The organism is Mycobacterium helveticum, from assembly GCF_007714205.1.
In the GTDB taxonomy this organism is placed as follows: domain Bacteria; phylum Actinomycetota; class Actinomycetes; order Mycobacteriales; family Mycobacteriaceae; genus Mycobacterium; species Mycobacterium helveticum.
In genome coordinates, this window is the sequence record NZ_VMQU01000051.1 from 13,483 (window position 1) to 35,901 (window position 22,419).

Consider the following 22,419-nt stretch of genomic DNA (forward strand, 5'->3'; position numbering starts at 1 on the left):
CCGCGGCCAACCGTCATGGACCGTGTCTTGCGGCTAACCGTCAATGCCCCTGTCCCGCGAGTCCCTGTCCCGCGAGTCCCTGTCCCGCGGCCAACCGCTCGCGCAGACTCTTCGGCCTGATGTCGGTCCAGTTCTGTTCGACGTAGTCCAGACACGCCGCGCGATCCGCTTCGCCGTACACCACCCGCCAGCCGGCTGGAACGTCGGCGAAAGCCGGCCACAGGCTGTGCTGCTGCTCGTCGTTGACCAAGACGAAAAACCTGCCATCTTCGTCGTCGAACGGATTGATGCTCACCGCGTCTCCCGGACCCGTCTACTGGACATAGGTATAACAAGTTCTAAACCATACTGGAGGCCGACGGAGGTTGTCTCGGTCTTGGGGGAAATTCCATCTACGGACCCCCAGCTGAAACCTGCCCGATAGTACTACCGGCCCCGGCATACTCCGCAACGGTGAAATTCGCGGCGTTCGGTTCACCGCCCGACTTCACGCGACGCATGCAGCGAATGACCGGGTTCGCGAAAAAAGTTGCCGGCTGGGCTGTCTCAGCGACGATGCGGAGGCGCCTTCGATCGCCGCGGGTCTTCAATCATTCGGCGGGACAATCGGATGCCGATAGTTTCGAATCGCTTCGTGGTTCCGGCCGCGGATCACCGTACCGTTCGCTGGCCCCACCGATCGGCCGGCGCAACCTGGGACCGCCCCCCTTCGGTCGGGTCGCTTGGCGACAGTTGCCCAGAACCCGCCGCGGGCGTCGGCGCCGACGACGGAAGACTCGCGGGCACTCGACTGCTCGGCCGTTGCGGCGTCGAGGCCGCCCGTACGGGGCAGCACCTTCGCGCCGCGGCGGCAAGTGCCCTGAGGGGCACCGGAGGGCCCCGACGGCCGTGGTCGCGGTGCCGTGCGCGTCGTGGTGTCACGGCTTCGGCAGACGGCAAGCAGACGGCGAAACAGCGTTCTTTGCGATTGCAAACTTCGCGGCTACTGTAGGGACGGCACAATTCGGCGAGGCGGCGCGGACAGAGTTTCCCCGACTCCTCGAAGGGTTTCTTCGGGCACGAACGTTGCGGCGCGTAAGAAATCGGAGGCTTGCAAAATATCCGTAAAAGAGGCACCACGTCAGCCCTCAGGGGGCGCGGCAGATTTGATTGAGGCGACATAAATGGACGACCACAGCGAAGCTTCGGCGAACCCCGACTCGAAGGATGGTGCACCGCCGGTCGCAATGTCGGCGCACCTCGCCGATGACCTGCTGTCCACGACTGCCGTTGGCTGGCGCAGCTTTTACGACAAACTCAGCCGCCGCCTGGAGGACATCGGAGTGGCTGACTCGTCTTTCTTCCTGAATTATGGCTACCTGCCGATAGATTCCCACAACGAATCCGCGTTCCCCATCCGCGCAGGTACCTTCAACGTGAACTCGGTCCGATTGGTGTTCGAGGTCGTCGGATCGCACGACCTCAATGGGAGCACGGTCGTCGAAATAGGATGTGGGCGCGGCGGCAACTCCGCACTCGTCGCGGAGAAGTTCGACGCCCAAGTCATCGGCATCGACATGTCCGCGGAAGCGATCGCTTTCTGCAGCAAAACGCACGTCAAGCCTTCGCTCGACTTCAAGGTCGGCGATGCATTAAACATTCCCCTGGACGATGCATTCTGCGATGCGGTCATCAACATCGAGTCGTCGCATTCGTATGGCAATCTGCCGAAATTCCTGAAAGAAGTTCGCCGGATTTGTCGGCCCGGTGCGTGGTTCTTGCACACGGACTTCTTGAGTCCCGAGGACTGGGACTATGTGAGGACGCGTTTGAAGGCGCTGGGCTTTGTCACCGACGACGACCGCGACATCACTGCCAACGTATTGGCCTCGCGGGATCAAGCCAGTAATAACTACGAGCAGGTTTACGGCGACGGAAATGCTCGCGTGGCCAACTTCCTGGCGCTACCCGGATCCGCGATCTACGAGCAGATGCGGGCCGGCTTGTTGGAGTACCGGATATTGAGATCTCAACTGCGCGCCGAGGCGACATAGGCCCGTGCCTTGTCGCGCTGCAGCCTTCAGCCGGTCGTTGGCCTACCGGCGGGACTGCCACTCCCGAGGTCCTGCAGCTCCGGCCACCATCAGGTGATCTCGAGTTGCCATAGCACTGGTGATATCGCAACTCGAGATCCGCGCAGCGCCGTGCGCGCACGCCGCTGCCTACCCGTTGCCGTCGATCACTGCGCGGGCTCGGACGCACCGAAGGTCTGCACCTCGTCCGACTCCGGCACCTGACCGGCCAGGTATTCGGCGAGCGCCCCGATCGTCGGGTAGTCGAAGACCGCGGTGGCGCTGATCGTGAACGCGCCGCCGAACTGGGGAAGCAACCGGTTGCTGAACTCGACCGCCATCAGTGAGTCCGTGCCCAGTTCCAGGAACCGGCTGGTCGCGGCCGGCGGTTGCGCGAGCCGCAGGAAGTTCTGCACTTCGCGCCGCAGGTAGTCGGTGAGGAAACTGCCGCGCTCCGCCTCGGGTACCTCATGCAACTGCCGGAGCAACTCGCTGTCGCCGCGTGTTGCGGTGGCAGCGCTGGGCAGCACGTGCGCGAGCAGGGTCGGGCGGGAGGCGCCCAGCCCCTTCGCGGCGCGCTGCCAGTTGGCTTTGATGACGGTTGCCTGCACGGTTCCGTTGGCGACCACCTCGGCGAGCGCGTGCAGGGCGGCCGCGGGTTCCAGCGGAATCAGGCCCTGCGCGCTGAGATTCACGCGCGCCGCGTGCGATGTGGCCATGCCGCCCTTCGCCCAGGGACCCCAGTTGATGCCGGTCGCGGGCAGGCCGTGCGCCCTGCGGTCCGCAGCGAGCCCGTCGAGCAGCGCATTGCCCGCGGCGTAGTTGGCCTGGCCGGGCGAACCGAGCACGCTGGCGGCCGAGGAATACAGGATGAAGAAGTCCAGATCGTCGTCCTTCGTCAGCCGGTCCAGGTAGCGGGCCCCGAAAGCCTTGGGTGCCAGCGTCGTCCGGAAATGTTCCAGGTTCTGCTGGGTCAGCAGCGCGTCGTCGAGCACACCGGCCAGGTGCGCCACGCCCGCGAGCGGCGGCAACTCCTCCCGGATCCGCTTGAGCAACGCTGCGACCTGCGCCTCGTCGCCGACGTCGGCCGCGACGGTGTGGATGCGGCACCGGTGGCGCTCCATGATGTCGTCGATCGCTTTTTGGGCGTCCGCATCGGGTGCGCGCCGACTGGTCAACACGATGTCACCGGCGCCGAGTTGCGCCAGGTGGGCCGCCGTGAAGAGGCCGAGCGCGCCGAGGCCGCCGGTGATCAGGTAGGTCCGATCGGGGCGCGGCTGCAGCGGTTTCGGCATCTGCAGCACGATCTTGCCGATGTGTCGCGCCTGCTGCATGCGGCGGAACGCCGTCTTGGCCTCCGTCACCGGGTAGACCTCGACCGCGATCGGCGCCAGTGTGCCGTTGGCCATAGTGTCGGCCACCTCGTCCAGCAACCTGCCCACCCGCTCGGGTTCTTGCTCGATGCACGCGTCCAGCGCGATGATCTCGTAGGAGATGTCGGGACGCGCGGCCGCCATCTGCTCACGAGTCCAGATGTCCCGCTTCGCGATCTCGGCGAAACGGCCCCCCTGCGCGGTGGCCCGCACGGTCGCGGCGATGAACCCCTCGTTGGTGAGGCTGTTGAGCACCACATCAACACCCGCGCCGCCGGTATCCGCCAAGATCTGATCGGCGAAATCCGTACTGCGCGAGTCGTAGATGTATTCCACTCCCATTTCCCGCAGCTTGGCGCGTTTGTAGGTGCTGGCGGTGGCGAACACGGTCGCCCCGCGCTGCTGCGCGATCTGGATGGCGGCCAGACCGACGCCGCCGCTGGCGGCGTGGATGAGCACCCGGTCACCGGGGCCGACCTCCGCCCAGTCGAACGCGAGCCGTGTCGTCAGCGCCCCGGCCGGGATGGTCGCGGCGCCGACGGCGCTGATCCCGTTGGGCACCGGCGACAGGAACTGGGCCGGCACGTTGACCCGGGTGGCGAACGACCCCGGCATGAAGCCGAAGACGCGCTGACCGACCTCGAACCCGGTGACACCGGCACCCAACTCCGTGACGACGCCGGCGAGGTCACCGCCGCCGATCTGCCCCGGGTCGCCCGGGTACAGGCCGAGCACGTTGAGCACATCCCGGAAGTTGAGGCCCGCGGCCTCGACCCGGATCTGCACCTGGCCCGCCTCCGGCGGGGCCACGACCGTCTCGTTCAGACGAAGGTTGTCGATCGCGCCGCGTTCGGTCGGCGCCAGGAAGTAGTCGGCGGCCCGCGGTACGGCGAGATGCCCGCTGCGCGCCCATGGCAGCAGCCGCGGCACCAAATACTTTCCTTGTCGCAGAGCAAGTTCCGGTTCCTCGACGGGGGCGCCGAGCAGGCCGGTCAGCGAGTGCACGGTATCGCCGGATCCATCGGAGTCGACCAGCCGGCAACGCAGGCTCGGCTGCTCGGTGATGATGGTGCGTCCCAGGCCCCACAGCGCCGACTGCGCCGGATCGACCGGCTCGCCGGATTCGGTCGCCACGGCCCGTTCGGTGACGATCCACAGGCCCCCGGTGAGTTTGAGGTCCTGCTGCGCCAGCAGCGTCTGCACGACGGCGAGCAACTGGTCGATCTCGGTTTCCACCCGCGCGGCGAATTCAGCGCTCGATTCTTCGGCGCCGGGTCGGTTGGCGCTACGCCAGACGATTCCGGAGACCGGGGCACCGCGCCCCTCCGCCTGTGCGAGCTGCTGCTGCCAGAAGTCCGCATCCGAACCACGGTCCAACGCGACCGCACCCGGCACGTCGGCCGCCAACTCGTCGAATCCGGCGATCAGCCAGGTCCCGTCGCCCTTCGCGGCGCCCGGTTCCGGGGCCGGCACTTCCTCCCAGCCCAGGGTGTACAGGTTGCGGGTGGCGTCGCCGCCGAGCCCGCGCAGCAACGCCTCCCGGGGCGCGCGTTTCACCGCGAACTCGCGGATGCTGCCCAGCTCCCGGCCGTCGCGGTCCACGAAATCGAGGTCAAAGACCTGTGTTTCGCTGTCGGAACCGCCGCTCTGCCAGCGCGCGCGGCAATAGAACCGTCGCGGCAACTTCTCCCGCAGCTCTACCCGCCCATACCGCAGCGGCAGGAACAGATCGGGCAGTCCGTCCTCGTCCCCGGCGAGGGCCGCCGGGAAGGCTGGGAAGGCGACTCCGGTGCACAGATCCAGCAGCACCGGATGGACCGGCTCGCTGCCGAGCTGTTCGGCCAGCTCGTCGCCGATGGCGATATCGCCGACCGCCTCACCGTCGCCGGACCACAGCGATTTCAGCGACGTGGACCAGGTGGGACCCCACTGCAGCTCCAGGTCGGCGAAGGTGTCGAACAGCTGCTGCGGACGCATGCGGCTCAACCGCTCGCACGCGGCGTCGATGGACTCCCCCGGCTCGGTCGCCGGCTCGTCGTCGATGCTGCCGGCGATCCGGCCGTCGGCGTTCAACGACCAGTCGGCTTCCCGATCACCGTACGGGCGGCTGTGCACCTGGAAGGTCCAGCCGCCGTCTTCGACCGGATGCACGGTCAGCTGCACCTCCCGGGAACTCTTGTCGCCCAGGATGATCGGTTCGTAGAAGAAGACCTCGCGCACCTGCGCCGGCGCCCCGACGGCGGCCAGGGCCATCGCGGCGTACGTCGCTCCGGGCACGACCACGGTGCCGTAGATGACGTGATGGGCCAGCCACGGCTGCGTCTTGGTGGACCACCGGCTGGTGTAAACCATGTCACCGGAGGCGAGATCCTTGACGCTGCCCAAGATTCCGGATCCGGCAGCGCCGTAGCCGTCGACGCCGCGGATGTCGGCATTCTTCGGCCAGAAGCGACGCCGCTGGAACGGGTAGGTGGGCAGTTCGACTCTGCGGTGTGGCCGGTGATACAACGCGGCGAACACGGGCCGATGCCCGGCCACGTAGGCCGCGGCCAGCGCTTCGGCGATCTGGCGCCGGTCGTCGGTGCCCTTGCGCAGGGAAACGACAGTACGCGGGGTGGCCGAGGATTCCGGCCAGACCTGCACGGCGGCACCGGTCAGCACCGGTTGCGGGCCGACCTCCATCAGCACCGAGCAGCCCAGCGCGGCCACGGTTTTCACGCTTTCGGCGAACTGCACCGGCTGGCGGGAATGCCGCCGCCAATACTTCGCGTCGAGCGGGGTTTCCGCGGTGAGCACCGCGCCGGTGCGGTTGCACACCAGGGGCAGGGTCGGAACGGCGAATTCGAACTTGCCTGCGTAGGACTCGAATTCGTCGAGCGCCGGCTCCAGCAACTCGGAGTGGAAGGCGTGGCTGGTGTCCAGCCAGGTGCAGCGGATCCCGTCACCGTCGAACTTGGCGACGGCCTGTTCCAGATCGGCGGCCGGACCCGACAGCACCGTGTTGGGGCCGTTGTAGGCCGCGACGGAAAGATGCGGGAATTCGTCGGCGACACGCTCCACCTGCTGCGCGTCGGCGAACACCGCGACCATCCGGCCGCCCTCGGGCAGGTTCCCGAACAGCCGGCCGCGCTCGGCCATCAGCCGTGCCCCGTCCTCCAGGCTGAACACCCCGGCCACACATGCCGCCGCGTACTGGCCCACGCTGTGGCCCAGCACCACGTCGGGCTCGATGCCCCACGACTGCCACAGCCGGGCCAGGCCCATCTCGACGGCGAACAGCGCCGGCTGCGCAAAAGAGGTGTGCCGCAGCGTTTCTCCGTTGTCGACGTCGAATATGACCTCCAGCAACGGGCGCGGCAGCATGTGGTCGACCGCGTCGGCGCAGCGCTGCACCGTCTCGGCGAACACCGGCTCGGTGTCGAACAACTCGCGCGCCATCCCCGGGTATTGGCTGCCCTGCCCGGTGAACAACCACGCCGTCTTCGGCGGGTCACCGCACTCGCCACGCACCGCGCCCGGACCCAGCCGGTTCTCGGCCAATCCGGCCAGCAGCTCGCGAGCGCCCTCAACCGAGTCGACGACCAGCGCGGCCCGGTGTTCGAAATGCGAACGCCCCACCCCGGCGGTGGAACACACGTCGGTGATGTCGACGTCCGGGTGCGCGTCCAGCCAGCCCGCGTAGCGCTGCGCCAACGCCGCCAATGCCTGCGGTGAGCGCGCCGACAGCGGCAGGACGCCGACCGGTTCGCGAACGGTGGCCGACTCCGGTGCCGGCGCGGCGTCGCCCGCCGACGATTCTCCGGTAGCCACCGACTTCGGTGGCGCCTCCTCGATCAGCACGTGGGCGTTGGTGCCGGAGAACCCGAAGGAACTCACCCCGGCGCGACGCGGCCGGCCGTCGGCGTGCCACGGCATCGCCTTGTCGACGACCCGCACGGGGAGCGAGTCCCACGGGATGTTCGGCGACGGCGTCTCGAAATGCAGGTTCTGCGGCAGCATTTCGTGCTCCAACGACAGCACGACCTTGATCAGGCCGGCGATCCCCGCCGCCGACTCGAGGTGGCCGATGTTGCTCTTCACCGATCCGATCAGCAGCGGCCGGTCCGCGTCACGGTCGACACCGTAGACGGCCGCGGCGGCCTGCACCTCGATCGGGTCGCCCAGCGAGGTGCCCGTCCCGTGCGCCTCGAGATAGTCGACCTCTCCCCCGACCAGACCGGCACGGGCCAGAGTTGTGGCGATAAGCCGTTGCTGTGCACCCCCGTTCGGGACGGTCAAACCACTGGACGCGCCGTCCTGGTTGACGGCGGTACCCCGGATGACCGCGCAGATCCGATCGCCGTCGCGCTCGGCATCGCTGAGCCTCTTGAGCACCAGCACCCCGCAGCCTTCGCTGCGCGCATAGCCGTTCGCGGCGGCGTCGAAGGTCTTGCATCGGCCGTCGGCGGCGAGCATTCGGGCGCGTGAGGTGGCGACGATGGACGCCGGGCTCACCAACACGTTCACCCCGCCGGCCAGCGCCATGTCGCAGTCACCGGAGTGCAACGCCTGGCAGGCCTGATGGACGGCCACCAGCGACGCGCTGCACGCGGTGTCCACCGCCATCGCCGGCCCCTCCAGCCCGAGCGCGAACGCAACCCGGCCCGCGATGACGTTGAGCGCATTGCCGGTGATGAAGTGGGCTTCGATGGTCTCGACCGAGTTGGCGTTGAGCAGCTGCGAATACTCGTTGGCGGCCACCCCCACGAATACGCCGCTCTTGCTGCCGCGCAGTGCGGACGGTGCGTAGCCGGCCCTTTCGAGGGCCTCCCACACGATTTCCAGCATCAACCGCTGCTGCGGGTCCATCCACACGGCCTCGCGCGGGGAAATGCCGAAGAACTCCGGATCGAATCCGTCGACCCCGTCGAGGTATCCGCCGTAGCGGGTGTAAATCTTGCCCGGCGCCTCGGGATCCGGGTCGTAGTACTCGTCGACGTCGAAGCGGTCTTCCGGGATCTCGCGGATCGCATCGACGGCGCCGGCCAGCTCCTCCCAGTACGCTTCGGGATTCGGCGCGCCCGGGAAGCGGCAGGCCACCGCGACGATCGCGACCGGCTCATCGGCGTGCGTCGTGACGACCGCGGCCGGCCGGGCCGCTTTGGCGGCCGCCTTGTCGTTGCCGATGCCCAGGACGTCGCGGAGCAAGAAGTCGGCCACGTCAACCAGGCGCGGATAGTCCATCGCCAGGGTGGACGGCAGCTCCTTGCCCACGCCGCGCTCGACCCGGCGCCGCATTTCGACGGCCATCAGCGAATCCATGCCGAGGTCGAAGAACCCGGCCTCGTCGCGGATCCCGGCCGCGTCGATCCGCGTCACCTCCGCGACGACGTCGCGCAGGTAATCGACGACAAGTTTCTTGCGCTGCTGCGCCGGGGCGGCGGCGAGCCGGTCGACCAGCTGCGTCGCCCCCGACGCCGATGCCGGCGCCGACTCCGACTGGGGCACCTCGCGTTCCAGCTGCGCCAGGAAGGCCCGCTTCCCCGCCATCTGGTAGAGCGGCAGGAAGCTGGCCCAGTCGATCCGGGCCACGACTCCTTGCACGGCCCCGTTCGCGGATGCTGCCATGAGGTCGGCCATCCCCGCCAGCGCGTCGGCGGGCGACAAGGTCCGGACGCCCCGTTTGTCCAGGTGCGCGCGGGATTCCGCGTCGGCCATACCGGCCGACCCCGACATCCATGGGCCGAAGTTGACGCTGATGCCCGGGACGCCCTGCGCACGCTGGCGCCAGGCCAGCCCGTCGAGGAAGGCGTTGGCCGCCCCGTAGGCGCTCTGCCCGAAGCTGCCCCACACCCCGGAGATCGAGGAGGTGCTCAGGAAGAAGTCCAGCTTGACGTCGGCGGTGGTCTCGGCCAAATACCAGGCGCCCCAGACCTTTCCGGCGAAGACGCGGTCCACTTCGGCGTCGTCCAGGGTTTGCAGCGGGGTGTTACCGATCTCCCCTGCGGCGTGCACGATACCGGCCAGCGGCGGCAGTTCGGCCTGCACGGTGGTCAGCAGGCGGGCCACATCGTGCGGATTGGAAACGTCGGCGGCGACGACGCGGACGTCGCAGCCGTGCTGTTCGCGCAGGGCGTCGATGCGCTGCTGCGCGTCCTCGCCCGGGGCGCGCCGGCTGGTCAGCACCAGATGCCGGGCCCCGTGCGCGGCCAGATAGCCGGCGACCTCCAGGCCGATCGCGCCCAGCCCGCCGGTCACCAGATACGTCGCGTCGGAACGCAATGCCAGCGGTGTTGCGTTCGGCAACCCGGCGCGCCGGGTCAGCCGGGGCACGTAGGCCGCCTGGTCGCGCAACGCGAACTGGTCCTCACCGGCCGGGGCGGCCACCAGTTGGTCGACCAGCCGTGACCACTGGTCGGTGCCGGTGGCGGACAGGTCCGCCAGCCCGCCCCACTGGCGCGGATATTCCAGGGCGGCGGCGCGACCGAAGCCCCACAGGCAGGACTGCACCGGTGACACCGTGTCCGCGTCGGTGACCCGTTGCGCGCCGCGGGTGACCAGCCAGATGGGTGCGCGCAGTTCGGCGGCGGCCGCGGCGCGGAAGAGCCGCCGGGTTCCGCCCAGGATGCGGTGCTGCATGCGCAGCAGCGATTGCGTCGACGGTGCGGTGTCCGAGTCGAGGGCCGCGACGTGCAGGATGCGCAGCTCCGCGTCGTCTGCCGCCGCGGTGCGCAGCGTCGCTTCGAGCTGTTGCTCGTCCGCGTCGGACATCGGCAGCCCGAGGACCCGGGCCCGGTGCCCGCGTGCGGTCAGCGCGTCGAGCAACGGCTGGGCCGCCGCGGCGTCGTCGCTGATGACCAGCCAGGCCGCGCCCTCGCCCGCTTTGGCGCCTGAGGCCGCGGCCTTCTCCCAGCGGATCTCGTAGCGGGAGTCGGCGATCGACTGGGTGCTGCGCTGTTGGTTGTGTTGCGCGGCAAGCTCTCTCAGCACCGCGACGGTTTGCTGCTGGTCGCCGTTGGTGCGGCCCAGCAGCGCGGCGAGTTCTTCGAGCTGGCCGTCCTCGAGCAGCCGGACGGCGTCGGTGCGCATGACCGTGCCCTGGTCGGGCGCCTGCTGGATGTGCGGGGCCCGCTCCTCCCGGAACCAGTACTGGCGGTGCTGGAACGGGTAGGTGGGCAGGTCGAGCTTGCGTACCGCTCCCTGCGCCAGGGCGCCGAAGTCGGGCACGTGGCCGGCGACGTAGGCGTTGGCGAGGGCTTCGGTGATCTGGCGGTGGTCGGCGGTGTTTTTCCGCAACGACGCGATCGCGCGCGGGGCGGTGGCCGGGTCGGGCCAGGCGCGCAGCGCCGAGGCGGTGAGCACCGGTTGCGGGCCGATCTCGAGCAGCACCGCGCAGCTCAGGTCGGCCAGGGTGCGCACGCTCTTGGAGAACTCGACCGGCTGGCGGGCGTGGCGCCGCCAGTAGGCGCCGTCCAGCTTCGCGCTCCGGCCCAGGGCCGCGCCGGTGCGGTTGCACACCAAAGTCCGTTGCGGCGAACCGTATTCGAACCGGTTCGCATACGCCTCGAACTCGTCGAGGATCGGGTCCAGCAGCGCCGAGTGGAATGCGTGGCTGGTGTCGAGCCAGTCGCAGCGCACACCGTCGTCTTCCAGGCCCTCCAGCGCGCGCTCCAGGTCCTCCGCGGGTCCCGACAGCACGGTGTTGGCGCCGTTGTAGGCGGCGACCGACAGGCTCGGGTACTCGTCGGTGAGGCTCTCGACGCGCTCGGGGGCGGCGAAGATCGCGACCATCCGGCCGCCGGCGGGCAGGCTGCCGAACAGCCGGCCGCGCTCGGCCATCAGCAGCGCCCCGTCCTCGACGCTGAACACGCCCGCGACGCAGGCCGCCGAGTACTGGCCCACGCTGTGGCCCAGCACCACGTCGGGTTCAAAGCCCCAGGACTGCCAGATCCGGGCCAGGCCCATCTCCACCGCGAACAACGCGGGCTGGGCGTAGGTGGTCAGCCGCAGGGTGTCTTCGTTTTCCGGGTCGAAAATGACATCCAGCAAAGGCTTTTCGAGCACATCGGCGACCGCCTGCGCGCAGCGGGTCATCGTCTCGGCGAACACCGGCTCAGTCTCGAACAACTCCCGGGCCATGCCGGTGTACTGGCTGCCCTGACCGGTGAACAACCACGCCGTCTTCGGCCTGTCGACGCAGTCCCCCCGCACCAGACCGGGCGCCGGGCGGTCGTCGGCCAGCGCACCGAGTGCCTCGCGCGCGGATTCGGTCGAGTTGACCAGCAGGGCGGCGCGGTGCTCGAAGTGGGAGCGACCCGCCCCGGCGGTGAAGCAGATGTCGGCCAACGGGGCGTCGGGGTGGTCGGCCAGCCAGCCGCGGTAGTCCTGCGCGAGCTGCACGAGGGCTTCCGGGCTGCGCGCCGAGAGCGGCAACAGGGAAAAGCGCCGCTCGTCGGACGGCGCCGGGGCCGCAGCCGCCTGGGCTGCCTCGGCGGGGGCTTCGGAGATGATGACGTGGGAGTTGGTGCCGGAGAACCCGAACGAGCTGACGCCGGCGATGCGGGGCCGTCCGTCGCGCACCCAGGGGGTGGCCTCGTCGACGACCCGCACGGGAAGCCGGTCCCACGGGATGTGCGGCGACGGCTTCTGGAAGTGCAGGTGCTTGGGCAGCACCTCGTGCTCGAGCGCCAGGATGACCTTGATGACGCCCGCGATCCCCGCGGCCGCCTCCAGGTGCCCGATGTTGGTCTTCACCGACCCGATCAGCAGCGGCCGGTCGGCCTCGCGCCCCTTGCCGAAGGCCGCACCGGCGGCCTGGATCTCGATGGGGTCGCCCAGCGAGGTCCCGGTGCCGTGCGCCTCCAGGTATCCGACGTCGCCGGGGGCGACTCCCGCGCTCTGCAGCGCCTCGGCAATCACGCGTTGCTGCGCGACACCGTTGGGCACCGTCAGGCCACCCGACGCGCCGTCCTGGTTGATCGCGCTGCCGCGGATCACCGCCCGGATCCGGTCGCCGTCGCGGATCGCGTCCGCGAGCCGTTTGACGACGATGACGCCGCAGCCCTCGCCACGGACGTAGCCGTCGGCGGACGCGTCGAAGGTCTTGCACTTGCCGTCGGGCGCGAGCATGTGCGCGTGGGAGAAGGTCATCGCGGTCTTGGCGCTGAGCAGCGCGTTCGCGCCGCCGACCAGCGCGAGGTCACATTCCCCGTAGCGCAACGCCTGGCAGGCCTGGTGGATCGCCACCAGCGACGAGCTGCACGCCGTGTCGACGGTGACCGCCGGGCCCTGCAGCCCCAGCCCGTAGCTGATCCGGCCCGCGCCCGCGGCGGCCGACGTCCCGATCGCGACGTACGCCTCGATTTCCTCGTAGCTGAGCTGTTCGGAGATCAATCCCAGATAGTCATGGGTACCCAGGCCCATGAACACGCCGGTCTTCGTGTTCGCCAAGGACGAGGGTGCGGTACCCGAATGCTCGACGGCCTGCCACGCCGTCTCCAGCAACAGCCGATGCTGCGGGTCGATCAACATGGTTTCCCGGTTCGACAGCCCGAAGAACGGTGCATCGAAACCCGTCACGTCATCGATGAACCCCGCCCGGCGGGTCACGATCTTCCCGGGCGCGTCGGGATCGGGGTCGTAGAACTCGTTGACGTCCCAGCGGTCGGAGGGAACCTCCGAAATCGCGTCCCGCCCCTGCCGGAGCACGTCCCAGAATTCGTCGACGTCCGCGGCACCCGGGAAGCGCGCCGCGTAGCCGATGATCGCAAAGCCCTGGGCCTCGGCCTGTGGTTCGTGCGCCCGCATGGGTGAGCCGTTGGTCGGCAGAGCCATGTCCTGGTGATCGGTCATTTCCGATCGCCTGTCGTCTCGGGGTGCTCCTCGCCGTCGGCCGAGGCGAAAAAGCTGCCACTGCGATCATCGAACGGATACATGCTCAACCGGGTCTCCAGTCCATCTACTCGACATGGGTGTAACAAGTTCTAAACCTTACTTCGTGGCTGAGACGCGTGTCACCCGAATCGGCATTTGGTGCGCGGGGCGGGGTACGGGCGCTCGTAAATGCGGCGTGACCTGCGGCGATGGGTTTTCGCTTCCCGGCTCTTGCTACCCGAGCGTCCGCCGCTCGCGGACGCCGGCGAAACCCCGGATCGTGGATCAGCCGACACGCCCGGAGCGCGTGAAATCTTCCAGCAGATCGGCGGCGGCGGCGACGCTCTTGGCGGGCTCGGTCATCCGGGTGGCGAGCTCGCGGGCCCGGGCCACGTATTCCGGGGCGAGGATGGTGCGCAGATCGGCGACCAGCGATTCCTCGGTCGCGGCCGAAAAGCGCCGGGCGGTGCCCACCTTCAGCCGTGTGACCCGAGATCCCGAGAGCGTCTGATCGATGTCCGTCGGAAGGATCAGCGTGGGGACTCCTGCGCGCAGGCCGATGGCCGTGGTGCCCGTGCCTCCGTGGTGCACAACCGCGCGGCAGGCGGGAAAGACGGTCGAGAAATTCACCGCGCCCACCACCTTGACGTGCTCAGGGTGGGGGACGCTGCCGAAGTCGGTTCCGGCGGCGCCCACCAACGCCCGCTCGCCCAACCGCGCGCAGGCCGCGCCGATCATGGCGACCGTGTCGGCCGGGGACTCGACCGGGGTGCTGCCGAACCCGAAGTAAATCGGGGGTGTCCCCGCGGCGATCCAGGACGCGACTTCCTCATCGGCATCGGTCGCCAACCCCAGCGTCAGCGCGCCGACAAAGGGACGTTGACGCTCATATGCTGCCCATTCGGCTGCCAGCCCGGGATAGAGCGCCGCGTCGTAGCCCTGGATTTCCAGCGATCCGCGTTCGGTGATCCGCCGCGGCGCCGGTCCCGTTGCCTTCGGTAGGCCCAGTTCGCGGCGTTGGGCCTCCTCGACCTTCTTCGTCGCACGCCACGACGCCCACCAATACGCCGTCACCGCCGCGCGGGCCATGGGCGCCGGCAGGAGTGCCATGGTCTGGCCGTTGGGCCGCAGCGGGAAGTAATGCAGAGTGGCCAGCGGAATGTCGTAATACTGTGCGACGTTGGCGGCGGCGTCCTCGAAATTGATGCCGGAGAAGATGAGGTCGGCCCCGTCCGCCAGCGACACCAGCGTCGTGCTCATCTCCTGCCAGGCCCGCAGCAGCGGCCCCGAAATTTCGAGGCGTGACCTGACCAGATCCCGGAGCCGCCAGGGGTGGCTGAAGAAGCACGTCCAGAACTCGCGGTGCGCGTCCAGGATGGAGTGCGCCTGCGGCCCGAATCCGACGGCCGCGACCCCGGCCGCCTCGGTGAACCCGACCAAGTCCGGCGGGACGGCCATGCAGACCTCGTGGCCGCGGCGCACCAGTTCGCGTCCGGCGGCGAGGTTCGGTTCGACATCGCCGCGGCTTCCCCAGCTCGCCAGGACGAATTTCATCGCGGGCCCACCCCGTTCAGCCGCCCGGCACCATCACGCGATGAAACCAAGGGGCCGCCGTTCATCCGTGGTTTCGGCCGCGCGGACGGTTCCGGTCCAACGCACCCAGACCGGTGATCTCCAGACTCACCGACTTCCGTTGCCCGGCGGCGCCGAGCATGAAGAAGATGTCGCCGATCGGTGCGCCCAGCCAAAATCGCCAAAAACGCCTGCTGAAGACCTTCCAGACGTAGCTCCCGTCGCCCGCCAGCCAATACGCTGCGATCCAGAGCAGGTAGTACGGCACGCGCTTCCAGCGCGACACAACCATCTCGAGGTTCATCTCCATGACTTCGAGACCCCAGGCTCGGTATCGCCATTCCAGCGCGTACTGGTTCTGAAACTCGAAGAACGCCCGCATTTCGGCATTGGTGACGAGGTATTCGTCGAAGACGAGAACGGATCCTTCGATAAAGCGGTCCTTGCAGGTCTCCAGCGCATGCAGGCAACTCTCGTAGGTGTCCAGATCCATGTGGAAAAGCCGGATCGGGGCGTCCGGTCGGTCGGCCAGGAACGGGGCCAGCGTCTCGTAGGTGCTTCCCTTGACGAACTGGACTTTGCGACCGAGCGTCGCAGGTAACCCGTCGTGCAGGCTCACACCGGTATCACGCATGGAACGTTGCGCCAGCGGTTCGGAGAGTGCGAAGCTCCCGCGCTTGATCAGCATCTGGTCGTCGACTTGCCAATCTTCGACAAGACCCTCAAAGGTGTCGAAGCCGTACACCTGGCGGCCGGAAGCATCGGCTGTCAGCCTCGTCGACCAGCCAAGCCAGACGCCGAGATCAAGCATCAGCTCCTCGGGACCCTGGCGGCTTGGTTTCGGTAGGCGCGAGGCCTCCCACAACAACGTGTGACCTGGAATCCTGCACTGACGCAGGCTCGAAAGCGAGCGGCCTATGAACGTGCGATACGCGTCGTCGTAAACCCGGATGTCCCGAGCATAGAGATTTGGGATGTAACGGCCGCGACCCCGATACACCACGCGTGCACAGAGGAGCAACAGAACAAGCACGCCGAGCGCGACGAGTAACACCGGAACGGCGTAACACGCCCCCGCCACGACGGCCGCGATGCCGACGAGAATCGCTTTCCACAGGTGATGGAGAGTCGTCCGATCCACGGCGACTGGACTGTCCACTGTCGGACTGTCGACTACGCTCACCGGTTCAACCTCCGGGTGCTCGGTTTGACGCGGCCCCGCGATTTCGCGCACCGCCGCGTTGGCAGGGAAGCCATGGGCGATGTCCGGGTTTCCACCCGCACGCAGGACCGCCTTCCGTCGGCTCTTTGACAGCCCCAACAGCCAGAGGCTCCCGAGCCGACGACGATGACGTGATGATTGGCCAACATACCCAATGCGTTGGACGGGTGTGTAATAATTCCCCGACTCAAATCACACGTCCTCTCCTTCCAAGGTTGGCGATCTTGCAGCACACCGGCGGCGTTGGCCCTGTCGAAGCACTGCCGGGTCGGCGGGCGGCAGAGCCGGGACTGCGCCCGGACATCGAAGGTTTGCGCGTCGTCGCCGTGGCGGCGGATGACGCAGGATCGCCGGGAAGGATTCGCCGTTCCGCAGCGGGCAGATCAACGGCCCTTCCCGCCGGGCTGCGCCGGTTCTGCCAACGGCCTATCTGTCTACCCATTATCGTCAAGCCGTGATCGAGTCTTCCATTCCGGCGGTGCTGCGCGAACATGCCCGTCTGCGGCCCGATCAGACGGCGTTCACGTTTGTCGACTACGAGCAGGACTGGGCGGGCGTCGCGGAGAGCGTGACGTGGTCGCAACTGTATCGGCGAACGCTGAACGTCGCGCGGGAACTCGACGCGCACGGGTCAACCGGTGATCGCGTCGTGATCTCGGCGCCGCAGGGACTGGAGTACGTCGTTGCGTTCCTGGGCGCATTACAGGCCGGGCAGATCGCGGTTCCGCTGTCCGTTCCGCTGGGTGGTGCCAGCGATGAGCGCGTCGGCGCGGTGCTGCGGGACGCCACGCCGACTGCCGTCCTGACGACATCCGCTGTCGCGGGAAGCATCGCCGACTACATCGCGGCGCTGCCCGCCGATTCCCGGCCGTCGATCATCGAACTTGATTTGCTGGACCTGGACGCTGAGCACGGTCCCCTTGCCGAGCCCCAAAGCCTGCCAGAGATCGCGTATCTGCAGTACACCTCCGGGTCGACGCGCACGCCGGCTGGAGTTGTGGTCTCGCACAAGAACATCCAGGGCAATTTCGAACAGATCATTTCCGCCTACTTCGACGGGGCCGCTCCGCCGGACACCACCGTCGTGTCGTGGTTGCCGTTCTTTCACGACATGGGTTTGATCGTCGGAATCGTCCTCCCGGTTCTGGCGGGACTGCACGCCGTGGTCACGAGCCCGATCTCGTTCCTGCAGCGGCCGGCGCGGTGGATGCAGTTGATGGCAACCAACACTCGCGTGTTTTCGGCAGGGCCCAACGTCGCTTTCGCGTTGACGGCACAGAAGACCTCGGACGACGACCTGGCCGGGCTTGACCTCGGCGACGTGCGCCACATCCTCAACGGTGCCGAACGCGTACAACCGGCGACCATGCGGCGTTTCGCCGAGCGGTTCGCCCGCTTCAACCTTCACCCCGAGGCGTTGCGGCCTTCGTACGGGCTCGCGGAAGCAGTGGTCTTCGTGGCGACCCGCGAATCCGGCCATCCACCGGAAATCGTGTGTTTCGACTCCGAGGAACTGACCGCCGGCCACGCGAAACGGTGCGCGAGCGGGGAGGGCATGCCGCTGATCAGTTACGGCATGCGGCAGTCGCCGACGGTTCTCATCGTCGACCCCGAGACCAGGATCGAGTGCCCGGCCGGAACGGTCGGCGAGATCTGGGTGCATGGCGACAACGTCGCCACCGCCTATTGGCGCAAACCCGAAGAGACCGAACGCACCTTCGGCGCAACGCTTGTCGACCCGCCGGCCGGCACCCCCGAGGGGCCGTGGCTGCGAACCGGAGACTTGGGCTTCGTGTCCGACGGCGAGCTGTTCATCAAGGGCCGCATCAAGGACCTGTTGATCGTCTACGGGCGCAACCACGCTCCCGACGACATCGAGGCGACGATCCAGGAGATCACCCACAACCGCTGCGTGGCCATAGCAGTTCCCGGCGATGACGGCGTCGAGCAGTTGGTCACCATCGTCGAGCTCAAGGAGCGGGACGAATCCGCGGAGGCGGCGGCGCACCGGATGGGCGCCGTCAGGCGTGAGATCACCGCGGCGATATCGAAGGCGCACGGTCTGAGTGTGGCGGACCTCGTTCTGGTGCAACCCGGTTCGATCCCCCTCACCACCAGCGGCAAGGTCAGGCGGAGGGACTGCGTAGAGCTGTACACCCATGGTGGGTTCACCCGCATGGACACGCTGGTCGGTGCGCCGGAGCAGCAAACGGTCGAGGGCACGGTTGCGGGCGCCGAGGCCGACGCGGGATTGGCGCAGCGACTTCGCGCACTCCGCGGGCAGCAACATCACCTGCTGGTGAGGGAGGTGTGCGCGCAGGCGGCAACGGTGTTGGGCCAGCCCGGCCCTGAGCACATCGACCCCGGGCTCACGTTCCAGGATCTGGGGTTCGACTCGATCAAGGCCACCGAGTTGCTGGACCGGCTCAAGACCGTCACCGAGCTGGACTTGCCGCTCACCCTGGCCTTCGACTACCCCACCCCGGACGAGCTGGCCACCCACCTGGGCCAGCTGCTGGCCGGGCCGGCAGCGGCCGCTGCCGCGGCGGGCGCGCACGTGCGGGCCGAGGAGCCGGTCGCCGTGGTGGGGATGGCGTGCCGCTTCCCCGGCGGGGTGGATTCGGCTGCGGCGCTGTGGAATCTGGTGGCCGGCGGCACCGACGCGATGGGCGAGTTTCCGGCCGACCGCGGCTGGAACCTGGCGGAGTTGTTCGACCCCGACCCCGACGCGGTCGGCAAGACCTACACCCGTGCCGGCGGGTTTCTGACGGACGTGGCCGGCTTTGACGCCGACTTCTTCGGGATCTCGGCGCGCGAGGCCGTGGCGATGGACCCGCAGCAGCGACTGTTGCTGGAGGTGTGCTGGGAAGCGTTGGAAACCGCCCGAATTGATCCGGCCGAGCTCGCGGGCTCGGCGACCGGAGTGTTCGTCGGGGCGTGGTCACAAACCTACGGCGCAGGCGGTTCGGACAGCGCGGAGGGATACGGCCTGACCGGGTCGTCCACCAGTGTGGTCTCCGGTCGGGTTGCCTACGCGCTGGGTTTGCAGGGCCCGGCGATCACCGTCGACACGGCGTGCTCGTCGTCGCTGGTGGCCGCCCATTGGGCGTGTGAGTCTTTGCTCAAGGGCGAGTCCAGCCTGGCGCTGGCCGGTGGTGTGACGGTGATGACCACCCCGACGATCTTCACCGAGTTCGCCCGCCAACGCGGGCTGGCCGCCGACGGTCGGTGTAAAGCGTTCTCCGCCAACGCCGATGGCACCGGCTGGGGCGAAGGGGCCGCGGTGCTGGTGCTGGAACGGCTCAGCGACGCCCGGCGCAACAACCACCCGGTGCTGGCGGTGGTCGCCGGCTCGGCGATCAACCAGGACGGCGCCTCCAACGGGTTGACCGCCCCCAACGGGCCCGCCCAACAGCGCGTCATCACCCAGGCCGTGGCCAACGCCGGCATCGGGCTCGATGCGGTGGATGTGGTCGAGGCCCACGGCACCGGCACCGCCCTGGGCGACCCGATCGAGGCCGGCGCCCTGATCGCCACCTACGGCGCCGCCCGCGGTGCCGGGCACCCGTTGTGGCTGGGATCGATCAAATCCAACATCGGCCACACCCAGGCCGCCGCCGGGGCGGCCGGCCTGATCAAAATGACCGCGGCCCTCAACCACGACAGCCTGCCCCCCACCCTCAACGTCAGCAGCCCCAGCCCGCACGTCGACTGGTCGGACGGCACGGTGCGGCTGCTGACCGAGGCGGTGCCCTGGCCGGTCACCGATCACCCCCGCACGGCGGCGGTGTCCTCGTTCGGGATCAGCGGCACCAACGCGCACCTGATCCTGCAACAAGCCCCCACCCCGCCGGCTGAATCCCCGGCCGGGGAAGCCGATGCCGGGTTCGGGGTGCTGATGTGGCCGCTCTCGGCGCGCACCCCCGCGGCGTTGTGCGCGCAGGCCGACCGGCTGCACCACCACCTTGCCGACCGTCCCGATCCGGATTTGACCGATGTGGCCTACAGCCTGGCCACCACGCGGACCCAGCACCCGTATCGGGCGGTGATCACCGCCCCGGCGGGCAGCGCCGATCTCCGCAAAGAGCTGCTGGATGCCCTGGATGCGCTGCGCGCCGGCCAACCCCATCCGCAGCTGACCGGCCACCACCACCTGGCCCACCTGCGCGGCAAAATCGTGTTCGTGCTGCCCGGCCAGGGCGGCCAATACACCGGCATGGGTCGCGAGCTCTACGAACACCACCGCGTCTTCGCCGACGCCGTCGATGACTGTGACAACGCGTTGCGCCCCTTCACCGGCTGGTCGGTGCGCGATGTCCTGTGTCAGGACCCGGGCGCCCCGGCGCTGGAGCGCGTCGACGTCGTGCAACCGGTGCTGTTCACGATGATGGTCTCGCTGGCCGAGGTGCTGCGCCACTACGGCATCGTTCCCGACGCCGTGATCGGCCACTCCCAAGGCGAGATCGCCGCCGCCTACATCGCCGGGGTGCTGTCCCTGCCCGAGGCCGCCAAGGTAGTCGCGCGGCGCAGTCAGGCGCTCAGCGCCCTGGGCGGTACCGGTGCCATGGCATCGGTCCTGCTGAGCGCCGATCGACTGGAGCCACTCCTGCGGCCCTGGGGTGACGCGTTGAGCATCGCCACGATCAACGGCCCCTCGCACACCATCATCAGCGGCACCCCCGCCGCGCTGGAGCAGTTCATCGCGGCCTGCGAGCGTGACGGCGTCCACATCCGGCCCATCGCCGTCGACTACGCCTCGCACTCGGCCCAAGTCGAACCCCTGCGGGAGCGCCTGCTGGACAAGCTGGCCGACCTGACTCCAATGCCCTCCAGCATCCCGCTGTATTCCACAGTGGGCCAAGCACTTTCGGCCGAACCCCTCGACACCACCACCATGGGCGCCGACTACTGGTACCGCAACCTGCGCGAGCCGGTCGGATTCCACGACCGGGTGGTCGAGCGACTGGCCGCCGGCGAGCACACATTTGTGGAGCTGTCCCCGCATCCGGTTTTGGCCCCGGCGATCACCGACACGCTGGCCCAGGCCACGGGCCGGACCGAGTCGGCGGTGATCACCACGTTGCACCGCGACCATCCCGACCAAGACAACCTGGCCACCGCCCTGGCCCACCTGCACAATTACGGCCACAGCCCCTCATGGTCAGTCCTGTTTCCGCACGCCCGTACCGTCGAGCTGCCCACCTACCCCTTCGAGCACCGCCGCTACTGGCTGAACCCCGCTTCGACCGGCGACGCCTGCGGGCTCGGCCAGGACCGGGCGGAGCATCCGCTGCTGGGTGCGGTCCTCGACCTTGCCGACCAGGACCAGGTCGTGTTGACCGGCCGGTTGTCAACGGCGACTCAGGGCTGGCTGCGCGGCCACCAGGTCCACGACACCGTGCTGTTCCCGGCGACCGGCTTCATCGATGTGGTGTTGCAGGCCGGTGAGTACACCGGCTCCCCCGTCATCGACGAACTCGTCCTGCATACCCCCCTGAGGCTGCACGACGATCGGCCCACCGATCTGCAGATCGCTGTGCATTCGGCCGAGGACACCGGGCAACGCGCGTTCAGCGTGCACTCGCGCACCGGCGGCCAGTCCGGCGTGTGGACGTTGCACGCCAGCGGCGAGCTGAGCTCCCACCATCCCGCCACGCCCGCGCTCACGCCGGCGCCGGGTGTCGAGGCGCTCGACCAGGACGACTTCTACGAACGGCTGGCCCAGCGGGGTTACGGCTACAGCGGCCCGTTCCGGTCGCTGCGGGGTATCGGCACCGACCCCGCCCAACCCGAGACGGTCTATGCCGAGGCGGCGTTGCCCGCCGGCACCGAGGTCGCCGGCTACGGTATCCACCCCGCCCTCCTCGACGCCGCCCTGCACGCGATGGCATCGGTGGTGGACCGCACCGGTGCGGCCGACTCGGCGTCGGTGCGGCTCCCGTATGCGTTCAGCGGGATCACCCTGTATGCCACCGCGGCCACCCAGCTGCACGTCCAGCTGAGCCGCACCGCCGAGGACACGTTCGAGCTGCGCGCCACCGACCCCACCGGCGCCCCGGTGATCACCGTTCGAACGATCACCCTGCGTGAGCTCCCCGACATCGGCGGGCAGCTTGCCGCTGTGGCCGGCCTCCGGGACAGCGTGTTCCAGCTGAGCTGGCCGCCCTTGCTCGTCGACACCTCCCCGGCAGCAGCCACCACCCCCGGGTGGGCGGTTGTCACCGGTTCACCCGAGCAGCTTCCCACCCCGCTGCGCAACGGCCCGATCCACACCAGTCTGGCGGCCGTGGCCCCGTGTCCGGAGCTGGTGATCTGGCTGTTGCCCGACGCCCCCGAAGCCCCCGAAGCC

Annotated in this window: 6 protein-coding genes; 2 read left to right on the plus strand and 4 right to left on the minus strand. The window is 68.6% G+C overall.

The window, feature by feature from the left end; translation table 11 throughout:
- Positions 1–40: 40 nt before the first annotated feature.
- On the minus strand, positions 41–295 hold the full coding sequence (locus FPZ47_RS13655) for an MbtH family protein (RefSeq protein ID WP_144949914.1): 255 nt from the start codon (positions 293–295) through the stop codon (positions 41–43).
- A gap of 868 nt (positions 296–1,163) precedes the next feature.
- On the opposite strand from FPZ47_RS13655, the gene FPZ47_RS13660 reads away from it, so the two are divergent.
- The gene (locus FPZ47_RS13660; protein ID WP_144949916.1) at positions 1,164–2,033 is read left to right on the plus strand and encodes a class I SAM-dependent methyltransferase; all 870 of its coding nucleotides are present in this window, start codon (positions 1,164–1,166) and stop codon (positions 2,031–2,033) included.
- A 185-nt stretch (positions 2,034–2,218) separates the two neighbouring features.
- On the opposite strand, the gene FPZ47_RS13665 is transcribed toward FPZ47_RS13660, so the two are convergent.
- The 3 genes from FPZ47_RS13665 to FPZ47_RS13675 form a co-directional block, all read right to left on the minus strand.
- Positions 2,219–13,210 carry a type I polyketide synthase gene (locus tag FPZ47_RS13665; RefSeq protein ID WP_144949937.1) on the minus strand — a complete coding sequence of 3,664 codons (10,992 nt, stop codon included), beginning with the start codon at positions 13,208–13,210 and terminating at the stop codon, positions 2,219–2,221.
- Between the two features lie 351 nt (positions 13,211–13,561).
- A complete protein-coding gene (locus FPZ47_RS13670; protein WP_144949918.1) occupies positions 13,562–14,830 on the minus strand; it encodes a glycosyltransferase in 1,269 nt (422 codons plus the stop codon).
- Positions 14,831–14,891: 61 nt separating this feature from the next.
- The gene (locus FPZ47_RS13675) at positions 14,892–16,031 is read right to left on the minus strand and encodes a class I SAM-dependent methyltransferase (protein WP_425461753.1); all 1,140 of its coding nucleotides are present in this window, start codon (positions 16,029–16,031) and stop codon (positions 14,892–14,894) included.
- Positions 16,032–16,524: 493 nt separating this feature from the next.
- Here FPZ47_RS13675 and FPZ47_RS13680 point away from each other — a divergent pair.
- Positions 16,525–22,419 (plus strand): type I polyketide synthase (locus tag FPZ47_RS13680; protein ID WP_145039461.1); only part of this gene is annotated, 5,895 nt, incomplete at its 3' end.

Coding starts and splice junctions, on each gene's coding strand:
- FPZ47_RS13670 (WP_144949918.1), bottom strand. CDS start 14,830: ATGAAATTCGTCCTGGCGAGCTGGGGAAGCCGCGGCGATGTCGAACCG.
- FPZ47_RS13660 (WP_144949916.1), top strand. CDS start 1,164: ATGGACGACCACAGCGAAGCTTCGGCGAACCCCGACTCGAAGGATGGT.
- FPZ47_RS13665 (WP_144949937.1), bottom strand. CDS start 13,210: ATGCGGGCGCACGAACCACAGGCCGAGGCCCAGGGCTTTGCGATCATC.